Genomic DNA, 21,078 nt, shown 5'->3' with positions numbered 1-21,078 from the left:
AGCTTGCTAAGGCAATACCTGTCACTTAAGGCATGAACAGTGCTATCATACCTTAACTTCATAGAATGCAGTTAGGGTATATCATGCAAAAGAATGAGAATAATTTAATTTGGATCGATTTAGAAATGACTGGTCTCGACCCCGTTCGTGATCGCATTATTGAAATTGCCACTATTGTAACAGATAGTCATCTTAATATTTTAGCAGAAGGCCCCGTAATTGCAGTACATCAGACTGATGAGCAACTTGCGTTAATGGATGAATGGAACGTGAATACTCACACCAACAGTGGGTTAGTTGAGCGCGTACGTAAAAGTACAGTGAGTGAGCGTGAAGCGGAGTTAGCCACTATTGAGTTTTTAGAAAAATGGGTTCCTCAGGGGGCATCCCCAATTTGTGGCAATAGTGTTGGGCAAGATAGGCGTTTTCTGTTCAACTATATGCCTGAATTAGAACGCTATTTTCACTATCGTTACCTTGACGTTAGTACGCTAAAAGAGCTTGCTCGCCGTTGGAAGCCTGAGATTTTAGCGGGTTTCACTAAGAAAAATACTCACCAAGCCCTTGATGATATTCGTGAATCAGTCGCTGAGCTAGCTTATTATCGAGAGACATTTATTAAAGGATGAAAAGGTTTATAAATCTGCGGTCAATAGGCTGGTATAAGTATTATTGTTGAGTAAGTTACCAATGTTAATGTATTGAAATCAGATTTTTACAACGTTTGTTGATAAAATCACCATTGTGACTATTTTGTCGGCAAACGAATAAAAAAATTAAAAATTTGGGTCTAGGGGCTTGCTAGAATCTGAATTTTTCGTATAATGCGCTCCCCGTACCGATGAAGTTTTTGTAGTTAAGTCGGCACGTGGAATACCTAGAAATGGTGATGCGGGAATAGCTCAGTTGGTAGAGCACGACCTTGCCAAGGTCGGGGTCGCGAGTTCGAGTCTCGTTTCCCGCTCCAAATTTTCTTGGTGTTTTAGCTAAAGCACTATTTTCGTGATGCGGGAATAGCTCAGTTGGTAGAGCACGACCTTGCCAAGGTCGGGGTCGCGAGTTCGAGTCTCGTTTCCCGCTCCAAACTTTCTTAGTGTTTTAGTGATAGCAATACCCACCAAATGCGGGAATAGCTCAGTTGGTAGAGCACGACCTTGCCAAGGTCGGGGTCGCGAGTTCGAGTCTCGTTTCCCGCTCCAATATTTTCTTATCGTATTATTTTCTCTTATTACTCTTTCGTATTATTTACTCACACTTAAATCTAAGTGAAATCACGTATCGTTATAAATTCTGACGATCGACTGCTTTTTGGTACATATAATTTCTACAAGCTAGGATCGACGCGGCTTAAACGATCTTTTCCAGATCTTATTCCGATTTTTACTTGCATTCATCATCCGGTCGCCATAGAATAGCCACCCCTTGCTAATAGGGTGTTCTATTTGGTGTTTTATTTAAAAGTGGTTAGGTTAGCCTATTAGACAAAAAATTATTTTTTACCGGGTTTTACTCTTTTTTCATGGTAACTTGGTCTTTTAGTCACTTTATATCGATTAATCAACGTAAAATCAGTTTTTTTCTCTTATTACCTCATTGAAAAGTTATCCACAGCCTCGCCAATCTTAATGGGCGATTATTGTCGTTTGAAATAACTTATTGCACAGAGTTATCCACAGGATGATAGGTTGTTTTTGTTTACATTATCAAGATATGACTTGTTAATTACTCTTTCGTAACCCATTGATTTTTAGTGGTGGGATATATTTTTCTAAAATGTGTTGAGCACGACTTGCAAATTCTTTACCTATTGGTAGCTAAGCCTTTTTTTATTTTATTCACATCTGTTTGACAATTCTTTTTTTTGAATATATAGCCGCGCTTTTTTTAGGCGTCTCTAGGCAAACCTTTAGTAATGGCGCGTACAAGACGCTTTTGTTGTGAAGTTTGAATTGTTACTTGATTTTCGTTGCGTCGATTGAGCTGCTGTTGGATTGCCCAGTGGAAGTGTTCATCCAGCATCCCGTTGATCCCTAAACGGTTTTGTAAGGCAAGTACAATGTTATCTTGGTAGGGGGCATTACCTAATGCTACGCTAATATTGCGTAACCATTTGATATAACCAATTCTGCGGATCGCCGATCCTTCTGTCAACGTTAAAAATTTATCTTCTGTCCATGAAAAAAGCTCAAGAAGTTCAGGGGTATGCAACGCTCGTCTCGGGCTGAAATCTTCTTCATCGGTAAGCTGTGAAAAACGGTTCCATGGGCAAATCAATTGGCAGTCATCACAACCATAGATGCGATTTCCCATTAATGGCCTAAATTCTTCAGGAATAGCGCTATCTAACTCGATAGTAAGGTAAGAAATGCAACGCCTTGCATCTACGGTATAAGGTTCGACAATCGCGCCAGTGGGGCAGGTCGTCATACAAGCCACACAGCGCCCGCAACCCTCTTCGATAGGTTGATCAATAGGCACTGGTAAGTTAATCAATAACTCGCCTAGAAAAAACCAAGACCCTGCCTCACGATTTAATACGAGAGAATGTTTCCCTGTCCAGCCTAAGCCTGCTTTAACGGCAAGGGGACGCTCTAAGATAGGTGCTGAATCGACAAAAGGCCTAAAGTTAAGGTCGTCAACATGGATACCATTTGCTAGCATCATCCCATCAAATTCGCGACAATAGGCTAAAATACGGTCAGAAAGTACTTTTAAACGTTTTTTCAATAGCTTATGATAGTCACGGCCAAGAGCATAACGGCTAATATAGCCTAGCTCTGGGTTATTCAGTGTACTGGCAAATGCGGCTTTGGCTGGAAGGTAGTTCATGCGTACACTGATGACGCGTAATGTGCCGGGGTGTAATTCATGAGGTCTAGCACGCATCATACCGTGGCGGTTCATCCATTCCATTTCTCCATGGTATTGTTTGTCTAACCATGCTTGCAGCTTGGGTTCTTCTTCAGATAGATCTGTATCGCAGATCCCCACCTGTTGGAAGCCCGCTTCAATGCCCCATTGTTTGATATTCTGGGCCAGAAGATTGAGATCGAGGTATGTCGCCATAGATCCTATTATGGTAAAGGTTAAAACGGCAGGCACTCTATCATGTCCTGTGTTTTTCATCAAAATACAGGAAAAAAATGCCTCAATAATTTAGAACTATTATAGGATATTTCTGATCTCATCATTCAAGTCATGTTAATTAAGAAAAATGGCCCGGCTTGGGTTAAGATAAGCAGTAATAATGATATTAATTGTTATATCTGTTATCCATTATTGCGCGATGAACAATAATGCAAAAGATCTTAGGCCTAAACAGGCTAGATAGTTCACTAATGACGTAATCAAAGAACAATATGAAAGAACGTACAATACAACTTGCCAACGAAGAGCAAACTGTTGCGCTAGGTTGCACTATCGCTAAAGCTTGCCAGCAAAATACCGTGATCCACTTGTTTGGAGATCTTGGGGCAGGGAAAACAACCTTCAGCCGTGGTTTCTTGCAGGCTCTTGGTCATCAAGGTCATGTAAAAAGCCCAACTTATACATTGGTTGAGCCATATGAATTAGCGGGTCGTCAGGTTTTTCACTTTGACCTTTATCGCTTAGCCGATCCCGAAGAACTTGAATTCATGGGTATCCGTGATTATTTTTCTGAAAATTCGATCTGTTTGGTTGAATGGCCGCAGCAAGGTAAAGGTTTTTTGCCTGAAGCGGATCTTGAGCTCCATCTAACCTATCAAGGTGAAGGGCGTCAGGCTCACTTTATTGCTTTGTCTGCAAATGGGGAGTCGTTGTTAGAAGCATTATCCCTACTTTAAGGAAGCTATTGCTCATGTTGAATGCATCAATACATAAAATAACAAAAAAGGGTTTTTTTACTGTTTTCTTCCTGTTTATGTTATCGATAGTGTGGTTGTTTGTTGCGAAAGCACAGGCAGCGACGTTGTCTAATATTCAAGTCAGTAATAGCCCATCACAGGCAGAAGTGACCCTAAGCTTTACCGATGGTAAGCCTGATTACTCGTATTTTCCATTGCATTCGCCTGAGCGCCTTGTTATTGATCTAAAACAACGGGGCGAGATCATTGGGCTCCCCCTTAAAGTCCCCGCGGGTGATTTAGTTAAATTAGTGCGCTCGAGCCAACCGTCAGATAATCAACATAAAAGGGTCGTCTTGGAGTTGTCTCGGGCTGCAAAAACTAAAGTGCAACTTAAGCAAGTTTCTGGCCAATACCAATTAATATTTACCATTTATACCGGTAATTCAGCAAATTCGGCATCACTAAATCGGACGAGTAGTGCAGCGGCTCCAGTGGCAAATAGTGCGTCGGATAAACCATTAAAAATGAATAAGCCAGCCCCTGTTGCAACACCTGTTCCCGTAAATAATAAGCAACTGCCAAAAGGCTCTAAACAAGTTGTAATTGCGATTGATGCAGGGCACGGAGGAAAGGACCCCGGGGCAATTGGTAAAAATGGTTACAGAGAGAAAGATGTTACGCTCAGTGTTGCACGCAAGTTATATCAGCGCCTTGAGGCGGACCCAATGTTCAAGCCCGCGATGACGCGTGATGGCGACTACTTTATTTCAGTCAGCGGTCGCTCTGAGGTTGCACGTAAAAAAAGCGCTAACATGTTAGTGTCTATACATGCCGATTCTGCGCCGAATAGCCGTGCTCGTGGGGCTTCTGTATGGGTATTATCTAACCGGCGTGCAAACAGTGAATTAGGTAGCTGGTTAGAGCAACGTGAGAAACAATCGGAACTATTAGGTGGGGCAGGTGATGCGCTTAGTGGTGCTGATCCTTACTTAAGCCAAGCGGTTTTAGACCTGCAATTTGGTCATTCCCAACGAGTTGGTTATGATGTTGCGGTTAAAGTTATCGAACAACTACGGAAAGTTGGCAATATTCATAAAAAAACACCAGAACATGCAAGCCTTGGTGTACTTCGCTCCCCTGACATTCCATCAATTTTAGTTGAGACAGGGTTTATCAGTAATACAGCTGAAGAGCAATTGTTGAAATCCAATGAATATCAAGACAAAGTTGCTGAAGCTATTCATTTAGGGTTACGCCAATATTTCCTTGCGAATCCAATACAAGCGGCACCACGCTAAGGGGTTTTGGGTCATGGCAATACACATTCTCTCTCCTCAACTCGCAAACCAAATTGCCGCAGGTGAAGTGGTTGAAAGGCCTGCCTCAGTAGTGAAAGAGCTTGTTGAGAATAGCCTTGATGCTGGGGCTACACGGGTTGATATCGATATTGAACGTGGGGGAGAGAAACTGATCCGCATCCGTGATAATGGCTGTGGGATTAGCAAAGATGAGCTGATCCTCGCTTTAGCACGTCATGCAACCAGTAAAATCGCAACGTTAGATGACCTTGAAGCGATTATGAGTATGGGGTTCAGAGGGGAGGCTCTTGCTAGTATTAGCTCGGTTTCACGTTTGACCTTAACATCAAAACCAGCAGATCAAACAGAAGCATGGCAGTCTTACGCTGAAGGTCGGGATATGGAAGTGTTAGTTAAGCCCGCGGCCCACCCAAATGGCACAACCGTTGAGGTGTTAGATTTATTCTATAACACGCCAGCACGGCGCAAATTTATGCGTACAGAAAAAACGGAATTTGGCCATATCGATGAAATTGTTCGTCGTATTGCGTTATCTCGCCCTGATGTTGCTATTAACCTGACGCACAATGGCAAATTGGTGAAGCAATATCGTGCTGCCCATGATGAAACTCAACAAGAAAGGCGGCTTGGTACCATCTGTGGTACCGCTTTTATGCAAGGCGCATTGAGCTTATCTTGGGAACATAGTGACCTTGCTATTAAAGGCTGGGTGGTTTCACCATCGAATATGCCAGTTAGTGAAGCACAATATTGTTATGTGAACGGCAGAATGATGCGTGACCGGCTGATTAATCATGCAATACGTCAAGCTTATGAAGGGCACTTAGAAGAAAACCAGCAGCCTGCCTATGTCCTTTATTTGACCATTGACCCGAAACAGGTTGATGTTAATGTGCATCCGGCAAAACATGAAGTACGTTTCCATCAGGCTCGCTTAGTCCATGATTTTATTTATCAGGCTGTTCGTACTGTACTACTAGAAGCAGCATCAATTGGTGAATTGCCTGGTATTGAACCTGCAAATGCAGAATTTGAAAACCGTACCTCAGCAGGGGATAATTATTTTTCTTCTGTATCTTCTTCAACGAAGCCTGCTGAAACTGAACATGACGCTCGGGAGCCACTGAAACCGTCGTACGGAAAGGAGAGCAGGGAAAAGCAAGTTGCAGAGCCTTTGCTATCACAGCCAAAAGCGACATATTCAGGGGCCATAAAGACAGAATCAAAAAACCTCGCACCGGCCTACGACAAAAAAGCAGGTAGCCTTTACCAAAGCTTAATGTCGATCCCTGTTGCCCCTGAAGATAAAAAAACGCTATTTCCAGAAAGGCAAACTATAGATAACCCGCAAGTTACGTCACAATCTGTAGCAAAAAATGCGGATGACTACCTTTTTGGCAAAGTATTGACAATTTACGCAAAAAACTTTGCATTAATTGAGTCTTCATTAGGGTTAATCCTGCTATCCTTAACGGAAGCTAATTATTTATTGAAACTTGCGCAATTGTCACCTGCGGAAGGTGGTTTAAAGCCTCAACCATTGTTAATCCCTCTAAAATTGTCACTTAAAAGTGATGAAATAGAGGTTTTACAGCGGTACAAGGAACAATTGACAATATTTGGTATCGAAGCCACGATATTTCATGGAAAAGTAACAATTCATACGGTATCGTTACCACTAAGAACACAAAATTTATCACAGCTTTTTTCTGACTTGCTCGGTTTTTTATCGACAAAAGAAAGCGTAACCGATGAAGATATCGCACAATGGCTCGCTAAAGCGATTTCACAGGTGAAACCAGATGAAAGCTGGAGTTTAGCTCAGGCTGTCCAGTTGCTGGCTGATGTTGAGCGGGTTTGTCCGCAGTGGGTGAGAAATCCTCCATCAACATTATTACAATTAATTAATTTACAATCCGTGGTAGCTACACTAACAAATGAGTGATTTAGTAACTCAGAAAAAACCTGATGCAATATTCTTAATGGGTCCAACGGCCTCAGGTAAAACCGCTTTAGCGATAGAACTTCGCAAGCATCTGCCTGTGGAAATAATTAGTGTCGATTCGGCATTAATTTACCGTGGAATGGATATTGGTACAGCAAAACCAACGGCAGAAGAACTCAGCCAAGCTCCCCACCGTTTGATTGATATTCTCGATCCAGCTCTCCCGTATAGTGCTGCCGACTTTCGCCGTGACGCATTAAATGTAATGGGGGAAATTACAGCACAAGGTAAAATCCCATTATTAGTAGGCGGTACGATGCTGTATTTCAAAGCATTGTTGGAAGGGCTTTCACCATTACCTTCTGCAGATCCTGCTATCCGCTCAGAAATCGAACAAATTGCACAAAAACAAGGGTGGGATGAAATTCACCGTCGTTTGGCTGAGGTGGACCCGGTTGCGGCAGCAAGGATCCACCCTAATGATCCACAAAGATTATCCCGTGCTTTAGAGGTATATCTCATTTCGGGACAAACTTTGACTGAAATGACACAAACAGCCGGTGAAGAATTGCCTTATAATGTGTTTCAGTTTGCTATTGCGCCACAAGATCGTAAAATTTTACATGAGCGTATAGAACAACGTTTTCATCAGATGATAAACGCGGGCTTTGAAGATGAAGTGCGAGCGCTTTATCAACGAGGTGACTTACATGTCGATCTCCCTTCAATTCGTTGTGTGGGGTACCGGCAAATGTGGTCATACTTAGATGGCGAAATTAGCCATGATGAAATGATTTATCGGGGGGTCTGTGCAACTCGCCAATTGGCAAAACGCCAGATTACCTGGTTAAGAGGCTGGGAAAATATTCACTGGTTAGATAGTGAACAACCTCAGCAAGCGCTTGACACAGTTATGCAGGTTGTATGTGCATAGGACTGATGTTTGTGTACAATTAGAACGTTAAGCGCAATTTTTGAGTAGTTAATTTTGGAATCTTAAAGATTCTCTTTTAAAAACAACAAAATAAGGAAAACATAGAATGGCTAAGGGGCAATCTTTGCAAGATCCGTTCCTGAACGCATTACGTCGTGAAAGGGTTCCGGTCTCTATTTATCTCGTTAATGGCATCAAATTGCAGGGGCAAATTGAATCTTTTGACCAATTTGTCATTTTATTAAAAAACACAGTTAGTCAGATGGTTTATAAACACGCTATCTCTACTGTTGTCCCTGCTCGCCCTGTCTCCCACCATAGCGGTACTGGTGGCAGCACTGGTACTGGTAATGGTAATTACCATTCAGGTGCTCCGGCAGCGCAAGATGGCGAAGTAACTGAGTAAGTTTGTACGCTAAAAGACAAGGAAAGCATGGGTAGGGAGACTATACCTATGTTTTTCCTTTGCAATTATTGTTTAGCCTAAGAGGTTACACCTTGTTTGATAGGTATGAAGGCGGTGAACTAGCGGTATTAGTCCATGTCTTTTTTTCTCAAGAAAAAGACGTTGATAATCTGGCAGAATTCGAGTCACTTGTGACATCTGCTGGGGTAAAGCCAGTACAAATAGTTACGGGCAGTCGTAAAGCTCCTCATCCAAAGTTTTTTGTTGGTGAAGGAAAAGCAGAAGAAATAGCCCAAGCCGTTGAGGAAAGTGGTGCAGATGTGGTGTTGTTTAATCATACTCTAAGCCCTGCTCAAGAACGTAATCTCGAAAGGATTTGCCAATGTAAGGTGGTTGACCGTACAGGGGTAATTTTAGATATTTTTGCTCAACGCGCACGCACGCACGAAGGTAAGCTTCAAGTTGAATTGGCTCAATTACGGCATTTATCGACTCGTTTAGTGAGAGGATGGACGCATCTTGAGCGACAAAAAGGCGGGATTGGCTTACGTGGTCCCGGTGAAACTCAACTTGAGACAGACCGGCGGTTATTACGGGACAAAATCAAACAAATTTTATCTCGTCTTAGCCGGGTGGAAAAACAGCGTGAACAAGGGCGTCAAGCGAGAAGCAAGGCGGATATTCCAACTATATCCCTTGTGGGTTATACCAACGCAGGTAAATCCAGCCTGTTTAACCGTATGACGGCCGCGGATGTTTATGCTGCTGATCAGCTATTTGCAACACTTGACCCAACGCTTCGCCGTATTGATGTAGAAGATGTTGGCGCCGTGGTTCTTGCAGATACTGTGGGTTTTATCCGTCATTTACCACATGATTTGGTTGCGGCATTTAAAGCAACCCTGCAAGAAACACGTGAAGCAACGTTATTGCTGCACGTTATCGATGCAGCAGATAATCGTTTGGATGAAAATATCCATGCGGTTGAAAGCGTGTTGGAAGAAATAGAAGCGGATGAAATACCCGTACTTTTAGTGATGAACAAAGTGGATATGCTGGAAGATTTTATCCCGCGTATCGACAGAGATGAGGATAACAAACCTGTTCGTGTCTGGGTCTCAGCACAAACGGGTGATGGTATCCCGTTGCTGTTACAAGCATTGACGGAACGTCTTTCAGGTGAGATCGCACATGTTGAATTGCGTTTACCACCTAATGAAGGTCGTTTGCGAAGCCGTTTTTATCAACTCCAATCTATCGAACGTGAGTGGTTGGAAGAGGACGGCTCAATCGGCCTTGAGGTGCGTATGCCAATGGTGGATTGGCGACGTCTATGCAAACAAGAGCAGCAATTACCTGACTACGTTATATAATTGTATAGTTAGGCAATGGAATTGATATTAAGAGCCCTATCGCTCTTAGCCCTGAAAATCAATCATAAAGAATGGAGCTAAAACATGGCGTGGAATCAGCCCGGTAATGACGGACAAGACCGCGATCCGTGGGGAAGCGGCAATAAAGGCGGCAACTCTGGCGGGAACAAAGGTGGTCGGAAACGTGGGGCTTATGATCTCGACGATCTCTTTCGTAAACTAGGCAGTAAGCTTGGTGGAAATAAAGGCAGCGGTGGCGGTGATGGTGATAACAAACAATCATCACCAATTAGTGGCCGTTTAGGTATGTTAGCTCTTGCTGCCATCGTTGTTGTATGGGCCGGCTCAGGTTTCTACACCATTAAAGAAAGTGACCGTGGTGTAGTTTTACGTTTTGGTGAATATAGTGGCATTGTTGGGCCTGGTTTGAACTGGAAACCTACGTTTATTGATAGGGTTATACCTGTTAACGTAGAAACTGTTCGTGAACAAGCTACAAATGGCATGATGTTAACATCAGATGAAAACGTGATCCGCGTTGAAATGAACGTTCAGTATCGTGTTACCGACCCAGCACAATATTTATTTAGTGTAACGAACCCAGACAACAGTTTACGTCAGGCGTTAGATAGCGCAGTGCGTGGTGTTATTGGTCAGTCTGCGATGGAGCAAGTACTGACTACGAATCGTGCTTTTATCCGTGATGTCACACAAAAAGAGCTCGAAGCAACAATCGCACCATACAAAATGGGTATCACATTACTCGATGTCAACTTCCAAGCCGCGCGTCCACCAGAGGATGTTAAAGCAGCCTTTGATGACGTAATTGCAGCAAGGGAAGAAGAACAAAAAACAATTCGTGAAGCTCATGCTTATCGAAATGAAGTTCTTCCATTGGCAAAAGGTAATGCTCAAAAGCTGATTGAAGAAGCAGAAGCTTATAAAGCGAGTGTGGTCTTCAAAGCAGAGGGTGAGGTGGCAAGCTTTGCCAAAATGTTACCTGAATATCGTGCTGCGCCAGAGATAACTCGTGAGCGTCTCTATATTGATACGATGGAACGAGTTCTGAGCAATACACGTAAAATCATCGCGAATGATAAGAGCAACAGCATGCTAGTTCTGCCGCTTGATCAAATTATGCGTAATGGTAATGCAGCACAAGCACCAAAAGTGGCTCCATCAGCAAGAATGACGACACCAAGTAATAATTCGTCATCTTCAGGCGCAACTTCTACGCAGCCAAATAACGCTGTCCGTGGTGATGCAGTTAGAGTAGGGAGACAATAATCATGCGTAAATCGCTAATTGTTATCGTTATTGCCATTTTGGCAGTTGCATACGCATCTATCTTTATTGTGCCTCAAACGGATCGCGGTATTGTTTTGCGTTTTGGTAAGGTTCTGCGTGACTCTGAAAACAAGCCGATCATTTATGAGCCGGGTCTACATTTTAAAGTGCCATTTATTGAAACGGTTAAAATGTTAGACGCACGTATTCAGACGCTGGAAATTCAAGCTGACCGTTATTTGACGAGTGAAAACAAAGATTTAATGGTGGATTCATACCTGAAATGGCGCGTTACTGATTTCAGCCGTTACTATGTAGCGACGGGTGGCGGTAACCCATATCAAGCAGAAACACTATTAAAACGTAAGTTTAGTGACCGTTTACGTTCTGAGTTTGGTCGTTTAAGCGTTAAAGATATCATTACAGACTCTCGTGGTCGTTTAACTATTGATGTCCGTGATGCACTGAATAAAGGTTCTGCTACAGACGAAGCAACGAAAGATGCGGATGCAGCGATTGCTGATGCAGCAAAACGTGTAGAAGAAGAAACTAACCTGAAGCCACTGGTTGTTAATGCAAATAGTATGGCTGCATTAGGTATTGAAGTCGTTGACGTACGTATTAAACGTATTGAACTGCCAAATGAAGTTTCTGAAGCTATCTATGCTCGTATGCGTGCAGAGCGTGAAGCGGTAGCTCGTCAGCATCGTTCACAAGGCCAGGAAGAAGCGACTAAAATTCGTGCAGTTGCAGATAAAACTGTAACTGAAACCCTAGCAGAAGCTGAACGTACTGCTCTGACTTATCGAGGTGAAGGCGATGCAATGGCAACGAAACTGTTTGCTGATGCATTCAACCAAGACCCAGAGTTCTATGCATTTATTCGTAGCTTGCGTGCTTATGAGCAAAGCTTCAAGAGTGGTGAAGACGTGATGGTAATGAGTCCTGATACCGATTTCTTCCGCTTTATGAAAGCACCTACTAAGCTTCGCGCGACAGATTAATAAATAAGCTAAGTTGCGTGCAACCTAGCAAAATAACTGTTAAGCTATTAAAGAAAAGCCCGCTTCGGTGGGCTTTTTTTCGCCTGTCGTTTTAAGTGTAGGATTTTTCAGGGAAAATTTAAGCTGCTCAACTGATGATATTCACTTTGAGTTTACGGCAGAAATAAAAATACCATTTTACTTGCTTTCCAGAAAAAAATTTTTGTAATGCCAAAATATCACTGGAACAGTTCATTTTTGATGGTAGAATTCATTTTTAAGCAACCGAGTGTATTTCAAAATGGGTAAGAACGTTGTCGTACTGGGCACCCAATGGGGTGACGAAGGGAAGGGCAAGATCGTTGACTTGCTGACAGAGCGTGCTAAATATGTAGTTCGCTATCAGGGCGGCCATAATGCTGGCCATACTCTTGTTGTAAACGGTGAAAAAACCGTTCTCCACTTAATTCCATCCGGTATTCTTCGTGAAAATGTCATCAGTATTATTGCTAATGGTGTAGTTCTAGCGCCAGATGCATTAATGAAAGAAATGAAAGAATTGGAAGACCGCGGTGTTCCTGTTCGAGAACGCTTACGTCTTTCTGAAGCCTGCCCACTGATCCTGCCTTATCATATTGCATTAGATAATGCGCGCGAAAAAGCACGCGGTTCTAAAGCGATCGGTACAACGGGTCGTGGTATTGGTCCTGCTTATGAAGATAAAGTTGCACGTCGCGGTTTACGTGTTGGTGATTTGTTTGATAAAGCAACGTTTGCAGAAAAATTAAAAGAAATCGTTGAATATCATAATTTCCAACTGGTTCATTACTATAAAGAACCTGCTGTTGATTACCAGAAAACGTTAGATGATATTATGGCTGTTGCTGACATCTTGACTGGCATGGTAATTGATGTTTCTGATCTGCTCTATAAAGCCAATCAGAAGAATGAATTAGTGATGTTTGAAGGTGCGCAAGGTACATTACTGGATATCGACCACGGTACTTACCCTTATGTGACGTCTTCAAATACAACGGCTGGTGGTGTTGCGACAGGTTCAGGCTTAGGTCCGCGCTATGTTAACTACGTACTGGGTATCATTAAAGCTTACTCTACACGTGTTGGTGCTGGTCCATTCCCAACTGAACTATTTGATGAAGTGGGTGACTTCCTGCGTGAGAAAGGCCAAGAATTTGGTGCGACTACAGGTCGTAAACGTCGTACAGGTTGGTTAGATATCGTTGCTATTAACCGTGCGGTACAGATCAACTCATTGTCAGGCTTCTGCATGACTAAACTGGACGTGTTAGACGGTTTAGAAGAAGTTAAACTTTGTGTCGGTTACCGTCGTCCAGATGGCCAAATACTTGAAACTACGCCTTTGGCGGCAGACGAGTGGGATGGTTTAGAGCCAGTTTATGAATCAATGCCGGGTTGGAAAGAAACAACTTTTGGTGTGAAACAAAGAGAATTACTGCCACAAGCTGCTTTGAATTACATTAAACGTGTTGAAGACTTAACCGGTATTCCAGTTGATATTATTTCAACCGGTCCAGATCGTTCAGAAACAATGATCTTACGTGACCCATTTGACGTTGAGTAATAACACTGACAGCGCCTAATACAGGCGCTGTTTTTTTACTGCCTTATCCACATTTCCTGCCTTGTGATGTATCTTCTTTGATAAAGCATTCCAAATTTCACATAATATCCGCATAATGATTGATAAAATTGAATCTTCTGTATGTATTTTGTGCAATTAAGTGCATATTTGATTTGGGTAATACGCTAAACTGTATTTAAGTCTATATAATTTACTTACGTGCTCTATTTTATGCAGAAAGTAACGTTTCTGGGAGTAAAATAGAAAATATGCATTTTAAGCTAAGTCACATTTTTTAAGCCAAAAGCTTTTTTAGACTAATCGCTTTGTGGCCAAATGCGTTAAAGCCAAAATTTTGAGGTGATTGTGCAACTAACGAGTTTTACAGACTATGGATTACGAGCTCTGATTTATCTGGCTTCTCTCGGTGAGGGGAAGATGACCAGTATTACAGAGGTCACCGAAGTTTATGGTGTATCTCGTAACCATATGGTGAAAATTATTAATCAACTCAGTCACCTAGGTTATATAAAAGCCACCCGAGGTAAAAATGGCGGGATTACACTTGGGCAACCAGCTGAATCTATTCGTATAGGGGATGTGGTTAGGGCATTAGAACCCCTAACACTTGTTAATTGTAGTGGTGAATTTTGCCACATAACACCTGCGTGTCGTTTGAAAGGTGTATTACACCAAGCAATACAGCAGTTTTTACAAGAACTTGATCAATATACGCTGGCGGACATGGTAAAAGATAACAGCCCGCTCTATCAATTACTGCTTGATTAATATTCGCAGTAGTTATGAATTCTGATGACAACGGAGGTAACGATGTCACAAGATCCTTTTCAGGAAAGAGAAGCAGAAAAATACGAGTCACCAATTCCAAGTCGAGAATATATTCTTGACCTTATCTCTAAACGTACAGCTCCTGCCAAACGCGAAGAAATCGCACAATTATTGAACTTATCAACTGAAGATGAACTAGAAGCTTTACGTCGCCGGTTAAGAGCGATGGAGCGTGATGGTCAACTGGTCTTTACACGCCGCCAGTGCTATGCGTTGCCAGAACGCCTAGATTTATTAAAAGGAAAGGTAATCGGCCACCGTGATGGTTATGGCTTCTTACGCGTTGATGGTAAAAAAGAAGACTATTATTTGTCTCAAGATGAAATGAAACGCGCTTTGCATGGCGATATCATTTTGGCTCAACCTTATGGGCAAGATCGCAAAGGGCGCACGGAAGTCCGTGTTGTCCGCGTGTTAGAACCCCGTAATAACCAAATTGTTGGCCGTTATTTTATTGAGTCAGGCATGGGGTTTGTTGTACCTGATGATAGCCGCCTTAGCTTTGATATTTTGGTCCCTAAAGACAAAATTAATGGCGCTCGTATGGGGAATGTTGTAGTTGTTGAGTTAGTCACTCGTCCACAACGCCGTTCTCAAGCTGTCGGTAATATTATTGAAGTACTGGGTGAAACGATGGGAACCGGAATGGCGGTTGAAATCGCATTACGCACCCATGAAATTCCACATTCTTGGCCACCTCAAGTTGAAAAACAAGTTGCTGACCTCAGTGAGCATGTCCCTGAGTCAGCCAAAAAAGGGCGCGTTGATTTACGCGACTTACCTTTAGTGACAATTGATGGTGAAGATGCCCGCGACTTTGATGATGCCGTTTATTGTGCACCGAAGAAAGGCGGAGGTTGGCGCTTATGGGTCGCAATTGCGGATGTTAGTTACTATGTTCGTCCGCAGACAGCTCTAGACACCGAAGCGCGTAGCCGCGGTAATTCGGTATACTTCCCATCTCAAGTAGTCCCTATGCTGCCTGAGGTGCTATCAAATGGTCTGTGCTCATTAAACCCAGGTGTTGACCGCTTGTGTATGGTGTGCGAAATGACGGTGTCTGCATCAGGAAAACTGTCTTCATACAAATTTTATGAAGCTGTTATGAGCTCTCATGCAAGGTTAACTTATACAAAAGTATGGAAAATCTTAGAAGGTGATGAAGAGCTACGTGAACACTATAAAGCACTTGTGCCACATATTGAGCATTTGCATCAACTATATAAAGCATTAGATTCCGCACGTATTGAGCGTGGTGCGATTTCTTTTGAATCTGAAGAAGCGAAATTTATTTTTAATGCTGAACGCCGCATTGAAAGTATCGAGCCGGTTGAGCGTAATGATGCACACAAATTGATTGAAGAGTGCATGATTTTAGCTAATATTGCGGCAGCTCGGTTTGTTGAGAAAAACGAAGAGCCCGCGTTATATCGCGTGCATGATCGCCCGAAAGAAGAGAGCGTGATGAATTTACGCTCTGTTTTCAGTGAATTAGGTTTAACTTTACCCGGCGGAATGAAACCTGAGCCAAAAGACTATGCTCAGGTCATGAATGAAGTGGCAGAGCGCCCTGATCATGAATTGCTGCAAACTATGATCCTGCGTTCAATGAAACAAGCTATTTATGACCCAGAAAATCGCGGTCACTTTGGTTTAGGTTTAAAATCGTACGCCCACTTTACGTCGCCAATACGCCGATACCCAGATTTAACATTACACCGTGGTATCAAGTATTTGCTGGCTAAAGAGCACGGTCATTCGGATAAACGTTGGACTGAAACGGGTGGCTGGCATTCTGATATGGACAGTATGCTACAATTAGGTGAGCATTGTTCGATGACTGAGCGCCGTGCTGATGAAGCAACTCGTGACGTCGCAGACTGGCTGAAATGTGACTTTATGCAGGATCAAGTTGGTCAAGTTTTCACAGGGTTAATTACCAGTGTGACCGGTTTTGGTTTCTTTGTTCGTCTGAATGATTTATTTATTGATGGCTTAGTGCATATTTCTACCTTGGATAACGATTACTATCGTTACGATGCTATTGGTCAACGTTTAATTGGTGAGTCATCGGGTACGACCTATCGTCTTGGTGATGAAGTGGAAATCCGTGTTGAAGCCGTGCACATGGATGAGCGTACAATTGATTTTGCTTTGATTTCAACAACTCGCAAGGCTAAAAACCCTGGTAAAACGACTCGGGACAGAATGAAGAAAGATGTCAAAAATGCGACGCGTTCAACCCGTAAAAAAGGGGATGCAAGCAAAGAGAAAAACTTCGAGCCTGATTCTGCATTCCGTCGTTCTGAGAAAAAAGCCAAAAAAGGTGATGCTAAGCCAGATGTGAAAGGTAAAGGAAAGAGTAAAAAACCTTCCGATAAAACCAAGAAAATTACGGCTAAATTAAAAGCAAAACGTGTTGCAAAGAAAATACCAAAACAAGATGGATAGGTCTTTCTTAGCTGTAATACTTTGTTAATTAACGAAAGTGGCGTAAACGCGCCACTTTTACATTTTTATCAATACATAAGAAATTTATGAGCGAAATGATTTATGGCATTCACTCTGTGAAAGCCTTACTTGAGCGTTCACCGCAACGCATTAAAGAAGTGTATATTCTGAAAGGCCGCGAAGACCGTCGATTAATGCCACTCGTGCGTGAAATCGAAGCCTTAGGTGTTGTCGTTCAAGTTGCCAATCGTCAGTGGATGGATGGGAAAACTGAAGGGGCGGTTCACCAAGGTATTATTGCGAAAGTGTTGCCGGGTAAGCAGTATCAAGAAGGTGACTTGCCCGACTTACTCGACAATACTGAGTCGCCATTCTTATTGGTACTCGATGGCGTGACAGACCCTCATAACTTAGGGGCTTGTTTACGTAGTGCGGATGCGGCTGGTGTTCATGCAGTTATTGTTCCGAAAGATAAGTCTGCTCAATTGAATGCAATAGCCAAAAAAGTTGCTTGTGGAGCGGCTGAAAATGTACCGCTTATCCGAGTTACAAATTTGGCAAGAACCTTGCGCTTGTTACAAGAGTACAATGTTTGGATTGTGGGGACAGCGGGAGAAACTGACCATAACTTGTATCAAAGCAAGCTAACGGGGGCTATTGCTCTAGTGATGGGAGCAGAGGGCGAAGGTATGCGCCGTTTAACTCGGGAGCATTGTGATGAGCTAATCAGTATCCCGATGGCAGGTTCAGTTTCGTCACTGAATGTCTCCGTTGCAACAGGGGTTTGCTTGTTTGAAGCCGTTCGCCAACGTCTGGCGGGTGTTAGCAAATAAATATTATGGTAATAACTGCATCCATCACTTGAGTTTTATCTCAGGGATGGGTATAGTTACGCGTCAATTTTTTAGCCGCACTCAATAAGTTCCTTGCCTCCGCGGGCCGCGGTTAACCCAGACAGGAGGCTAATAATCCGTAAGGAGCAACTACTAATGCGTCATTACGAAATCGTTTTTATGGTCCATCCTGACCAAAGCGAACAGGTTCCGGGCATGATCGAGCGTTACAGTGCTGTTATCACTAACGCACAAGGTCAGATCCACCGTCTGGAAGACTGGGGCCGTCGTCAACTGGCTTACCCAATCAACAAACTGCACAAAGCTCACTATGTTCTTCTGAACGTAGAAGCTCCACAGGAAGCGATTGATGAGCTGGAAACTAACTTCCGCTTCAACGATGCCGTTATCCGCAGCATGGTTATGCGCTTAAAACACGCAGTAACAGAAGCTTCTCCAATGGTTAAAGCTAAAGACGAACGTCGTGGCCGTGACCTATCTGATGAATATCAGGAAGAAGAAGCTGAAGAAGCTGGGGATTCTGAAGAGTAATTGCGCAGGTGACCACCAATCGTTTAGTGCTCACAGGCATAGTCTGTAAAGCATTGATTCGAAAAGTGAGTCCGTCAGGCATTCCTCACTGCCAGTTTGTTTTAGAACATCGTTCGAAGCAACAGGAAGCGGGGTTGTCAAGGCAAGCATGGTGCAGAATGCCCATTATCGCCAGCGGACAAACCTTACAAGCCCATACTCACAGTATAACGGTCGGCAGTTGGATTACAGTAAGCGGTTTCATTAGCACTCATCAAGGGCGCAATGGAATTAGCAAGATAGTCCTCCATGCCGAGCAGATTGATTTGATAGATTCTGGAGACTAGCCATATGGCACGTTATTTCCGTCGTCGCAAGTTCTGCCGTTTCACAGCGGAAGGCGTTCAAGAGATCGACTATAAAGATATCGCAACGCTGAAAAACTACATCACTGAAAGTGGTAAAATTGTACCAAGCCGTATTACCGGTACTCGTGCAAAATATCAGCGTCAGCTCGCTCGTGCTATCAAGCGCGCTCGCTACCTGTCTCTGTTACCATATACTGATCGTCATCAGTAATTGGTACAGTCCATTAACGACTTAAGAGGATAAGGTAATGCAAGTTATTCTGCTTGATAAAGTAGCTAACCTAGGTAGCCTAGGTGATCAGGTTAACGTTAAATCGGGCTATGCTCGTAACTTCTTAGTTCCACAGGGCAAAGCTGTTCCTGCAACTAAGAAAAACATCGAATTCTTCGAAGCTCGCCGCGCTGAACTGGAAGCTAAATTAGCTGACGTTCTAGCAGCAGCACAGGCTCGTGCAGCAGCAGTTACTGCGCTGGGTTCTGTAACTTTAGCTTCTAAAGCTGGTGACGAAGGTAAACTGTTCGGTTCAATCGGTACTCGTGATATCGCTGATGCAGTTACTGCAGCTGGCGTTGCAATCGCGAAAAGCGAAGTTCGCCTACCAAACGGCGTTCTGCGTACTACTGGTGACCACGAAGTTCACTTCCAGTTACACAGCGATGTTTTCGCAGAGCTGAACGTTATCATCGTTGCTGAGTAATCAAAAATGATGGTATGCACTGTTGATTTATCAGTGGTGCAATAAAAAACACCGGCATAGCCCGGTGTTTTTTGCTTTCTAGGGGATCTATTTCCCTATAACCTATATTCTAAGTAATTCATTGGAATTAGCTTTAATGTATTTAAACGCTAAACTTTATTGATTTGCTAAACATTGGTAGTCGAGTATTTCCCCCGCTGAACCTAAATTCAACTCCGTGATATCCAACCGATTTGCTAGCAACACCTTTGAGCCATCTTTCAGCTGTACCATTGCTAAACCATAATTTCCCATCTCGTCGTGATGTTTCACAACATAATCATACAGTTGATTGAATGGATTTTTTGCATCGTTAAATTCAGATTGAAGCTTTTTTGCTAAGTAATGATGGCCAACGAGCTCAGTTGGTAGAAAAGCCCAGTCTGTTGTTATCGTTGACGAAAATTGGTTTAGTTTCTGGTGGACTTCTTGTTTTAAACAGGCAAGGTGAATATGTAATTGGTCTTGTGAACGCCCATATTGTGAATTAACGGCAATAGCTAATAAATCATCAGGGATCTCTTTTTTTGATTGTTGCAATAAACTGGCTCGTTCTTGCCAAGCTAAAGCGAAATAGTTAGGCGCATTTGCCGTTATTAATTGTTTTGCTTCAATCCCTTTAACCTTACTGGTAGGGATAACTAAGTTATGTAATGGCCCTTTTTTGTCTTTAAATAACACATACTGATTTTCCGTATCGACTTTTAGGCAAGGGGGAGTGATTGAGTGAGTTTGTTGTTGGGGAATGCATTGGCTATTAATGATATTCCAGAGTGCATTAGCATTGAGTTTAATCCAAGAAATATAACCAATAATGATGGCTAACAATAGGAAAAAAAGCCCCAAAAAAAGTTTAACCCATTTATTTTTTAGCATAATAATTTGTTAATGTGTGTATTTTAGGTTGAAAGAACTTTAAGTATACAGCAAAAGCAGGTAGGTGAGAGGGAAATAGTGGTTGGATGTCGCTTATCGGGCAGCTTAATGACAGTGAATTAAGCTGCCCATCGTTATTTACTATGGCGTACGGTAATAGCCACCGTCACTTAACCTAGCAAAGCTATAAGTTTTCCCATCAGATGCGGTAATTTCCAATAGTTGGACTTCGCCTTTTGCATTTGCTTTCAAACGAATTTTTTGCCCTTGGCGCAAATTACTTAATGGCTTTTCTGCGCCTTCAACGCGAGCCATGGTAAAGGCATCATTGGCTTGCAGGTTATTATCACGAAATAGTTGGGCGAGTGTTTTGCCTTTTTGTACGCGATAATTCTGCCATTTATTGGCTGATGAACTCACCGTATTAGGTTCTTCACTTGGCGGTTGCGCGGTTGCCGTTGGTGGCTCAACCGGTGCAGGGTCAATGGGTTCAGGTACTATTTCGGGCTCTGAGGGTAACGATTGTGGTGCGCTTTCTCCTTGGGTTTCAGGTTCTTGGGTTGGAGAGGGGATGACTGGGTCAGGTGTAATATCAGGTGTGGTTGGCGGTGGGACCACAATAGGTTGATTCTGTGCAGTTGTGTTTAACGGTTTATCTTCCGCGGGCCAAAGTAGGGCTACCACGACAATGAGAACTAAAGTAGCAATACCATAGCGGTGAAATTTTGAAAGTTTAAACATCACTCCTCCTTGATG

Annotated in this window: 20 protein-coding genes and 3 tRNA genes; 20 read left to right on the top strand and 3 right to left on the bottom strand. The window is 42.9% G+C overall.

Annotated elements, in window-relative coordinates; all coding sequences use genetic code 11:
* Positions 1 to 83: 83 nt before the first annotated feature.
* The 4 genes from orn (at position 84) to ACPEH5_RS15130 (ending at position 1,199) form a co-directional block, all read left to right on the top strand.
* On the top strand, positions 84 to 629 hold the full coding sequence (gene orn, locus ACPEH5_RS15145) for an oligoribonuclease (protein ID WP_042845823.1): 546 nt from the start codon (positions 84 to 86) through the stop codon (positions 627 to 629).
* 262 nt (positions 630 to 891) lie between these two features.
* A tRNA-Gly gene (locus tag ACPEH5_RS15140) sits at positions 892 to 967 on the top strand.
* A 40-nt stretch (positions 968 to 1,007) separates the two neighbouring features.
* Positions 1,008 to 1,083, top strand: a tRNA-Gly gene (locus ACPEH5_RS15135).
* Positions 1,084 to 1,123: 40 nt separating this feature from the next.
* Positions 1,124 to 1,199, top strand: a tRNA-Gly gene (locus tag ACPEH5_RS15130).
* 685 nt (positions 1,200 to 1,884) lie between these two features.
* Here ACPEH5_RS15130 and queG read toward each other — a convergent pair.
* Positions 1,885 to 3,066 carry a tRNA epoxyqueuosine(34) reductase QueG gene (queG, locus tag ACPEH5_RS15125; RefSeq protein ID WP_042845822.1) on the bottom strand — a complete coding sequence of 394 codons (1,182 nt, stop codon included), beginning with the start codon at positions 3,064 to 3,066 and terminating at the stop codon, positions 1,885 to 1,887.
* A 293-nt stretch (positions 3,067 to 3,359) separates the two neighbouring features.
* On the opposite strand from queG, the gene tsaE reads away from it, so the two are divergent.
* The 16 genes from tsaE to rplI all read left to right on the top strand — a co-directional run bounded on the left by tsaE (position 3,360) and on the right by rplI (position 19,407).
* Positions 3,360 to 3,824, top strand: a complete 465-nt coding sequence (gene tsaE / locus ACPEH5_RS15120) for a tRNA (adenosine(37)-N6)-threonylcarbamoyltransferase complex ATPase subunit type 1 TsaE (RefSeq protein WP_042845821.1) — start codon at positions 3,360 to 3,362, stop codon at positions 3,822 to 3,824.
* A gap of 14 nt (positions 3,825 to 3,838) precedes the next feature.
* On the top strand, positions 3,839 to 5,125 hold the full coding sequence (gene amiB, locus ACPEH5_RS15115) for an N-acetylmuramoyl-L-alanine amidase AmiB (RefSeq protein ID WP_042845820.1): 1,287 nt from the start codon (positions 3,839 to 3,841) through the stop codon (positions 5,123 to 5,125).
* 13 nt (positions 5,126 to 5,138) lie between these two features.
* Positions 5,139 to 7,091 (top strand): DNA mismatch repair endonuclease MutL, encoded by a 1,953-nt coding sequence (mutL, locus tag ACPEH5_RS15110; RefSeq protein ID WP_131680925.1) that lies wholly within the window; start codon positions 5,139 to 5,141, stop codon positions 7,089 to 7,091.
* On the top strand, positions 7,084 to 8,025 hold the full coding sequence (gene miaA, locus ACPEH5_RS15105) for a tRNA (adenosine(37)-N6)-dimethylallyltransferase MiaA (RefSeq protein ID WP_042845818.1): 942 nt from the start codon (positions 7,084 to 7,086) through the stop codon (positions 8,023 to 8,025). The genes mutL and miaA overlap by 8 nt, the downstream gene beginning before the upstream one ends.
* Positions 8,026 to 8,131: 106 nt before the next feature.
* On the top strand, positions 8,132 to 8,431 hold the full coding sequence (hfq, locus tag ACPEH5_RS15100) for an RNA chaperone Hfq (protein WP_042845817.1): 300 nt from the start codon (positions 8,132 to 8,134) through the stop codon (positions 8,429 to 8,431).
* 92 nt (positions 8,432 to 8,523) lie between these two features.
* Positions 8,524 to 9,804 carry a ribosome rescue GTPase HflX gene (gene hflX / locus ACPEH5_RS15095; protein ID WP_042845815.1) on the top strand — a complete coding sequence of 427 codons (1,281 nt, stop codon included), beginning with the start codon at positions 8,524 to 8,526 and terminating at the stop codon, positions 9,802 to 9,804.
* Positions 9,805 to 9,888: 84 nt separating this feature from the next.
* A complete protein-coding gene (gene hflK, locus ACPEH5_RS15090; RefSeq protein ID WP_042845813.1) occupies positions 9,889 to 11,091 on the top strand; it encodes an FtsH protease activity modulator HflK in 1,203 nt (400 codons plus the stop codon).
* Between the two features lie 2 nt (positions 11,092 to 11,093).
* Positions 11,094 to 12,095, top strand: a complete 1,002-nt coding sequence (gene hflC / locus ACPEH5_RS15085) for a protease modulator HflC (RefSeq protein ID WP_042845811.1) — start codon at positions 11,094 to 11,096, stop codon at positions 12,093 to 12,095.
* 280 nt (positions 12,096 to 12,375) lie between these two features.
* A complete protein-coding gene (locus ACPEH5_RS15080) occupies positions 12,376 to 13,677 on the top strand; it encodes an adenylosuccinate synthase (RefSeq protein WP_042845810.1) in 1,302 nt (433 codons plus the stop codon).
* A gap of 366 nt (positions 13,678 to 14,043) precedes the next feature.
* Complete coding sequence (gene nsrR, locus ACPEH5_RS15075) at positions 14,044 to 14,466, top strand: nitric oxide-sensing transcriptional repressor NsrR (RefSeq protein WP_004907407.1); 423 nt, start codon at positions 14,044 to 14,046, stop codon at positions 14,464 to 14,466.
* A gap of 42 nt (positions 14,467 to 14,508) precedes the next feature.
* The gene (rnr, locus tag ACPEH5_RS15070) at positions 14,509 to 16,977 is read left to right on the top strand and encodes a ribonuclease R (RefSeq protein ID WP_042845806.1); all 2,469 of its coding nucleotides are present in this window, start codon (positions 14,509 to 14,511) and stop codon (positions 16,975 to 16,977) included.
* An 86-nt stretch (positions 16,978 to 17,063) separates the two neighbouring features.
* Entirely contained in the window at positions 17,064 to 17,810 is a 747-nt protein-coding gene (gene rlmB / locus ACPEH5_RS15065; RefSeq protein WP_071548703.1) for a 23S rRNA (guanosine(2251)-2'-O)-methyltransferase RlmB, read from the top strand.
* A 156-nt stretch (positions 17,811 to 17,966) separates the two neighbouring features.
* A complete protein-coding gene (rpsF, locus tag ACPEH5_RS15060) occupies positions 17,967 to 18,362 on the top strand; it encodes a 30S ribosomal protein S6 (protein WP_042845804.1) in 396 nt (131 codons plus the stop codon).
* An 8-nt stretch (positions 18,363 to 18,370) separates the two neighbouring features.
* On the top strand, positions 18,371 to 18,688 hold the full coding sequence (gene priB, locus ACPEH5_RS15055; protein ID WP_042845802.1) for a primosomal replication protein N: 318 nt from the start codon (positions 18,371 to 18,373) through the stop codon (positions 18,686 to 18,688).
* A 4-nt stretch (positions 18,689 to 18,692) separates the two neighbouring features.
* Complete coding sequence (gene rpsR, locus ACPEH5_RS15050) at positions 18,693 to 18,920, top strand: 30S ribosomal protein S18 (RefSeq protein WP_000135199.1); 228 nt, start codon at positions 18,693 to 18,695, stop codon at positions 18,918 to 18,920.
* A gap of 37 nt (positions 18,921 to 18,957) precedes the next feature.
* Positions 18,958 to 19,407: a 50S ribosomal protein L9 gene (rplI, locus tag ACPEH5_RS15045; protein WP_042845797.1), complete on the top strand. Its 450-nt coding sequence runs from the start codon at positions 18,958 to 18,960 to the stop codon at positions 19,405 to 19,407.
* 156 nt (positions 19,408 to 19,563) lie between these two features.
* Here rplI and ACPEH5_RS15040 read toward each other — a convergent pair whose 3' ends face one another.
* Positions 19,564 to 20,274: a CDP-diacylglycerol diphosphatase gene (locus tag ACPEH5_RS15040; RefSeq protein WP_238563954.1), complete on the bottom strand. Its 711-nt coding sequence runs from the start codon at positions 20,272 to 20,274 to the stop codon at positions 19,564 to 19,566.
* 189 nt (positions 20,275 to 20,463) lie between these two features.
* Entirely contained in the window at positions 20,464 to 21,063 is a 600-nt protein-coding gene (locus ACPEH5_RS15035; RefSeq protein WP_131680922.1) for a LysM-like peptidoglycan-binding domain-containing protein, read from the bottom strand.
* Positions 21,064 to 21,078: the final 15 nt, after the last annotated feature.

The sequence above is a fragment of the Providencia sp. NPDC089933 genome (genome assembly GCF_049545585.1).
Taxonomy (GTDB): domain Bacteria; phylum Pseudomonadota; class Gammaproteobacteria; order Enterobacterales; family Enterobacteriaceae; genus Providencia; species Providencia huashanensis.
The sequence above is the reverse complement of the archived record's forward strand: the minus strand, read 5'-3'. Positions and strand labels throughout refer to the sequence as shown.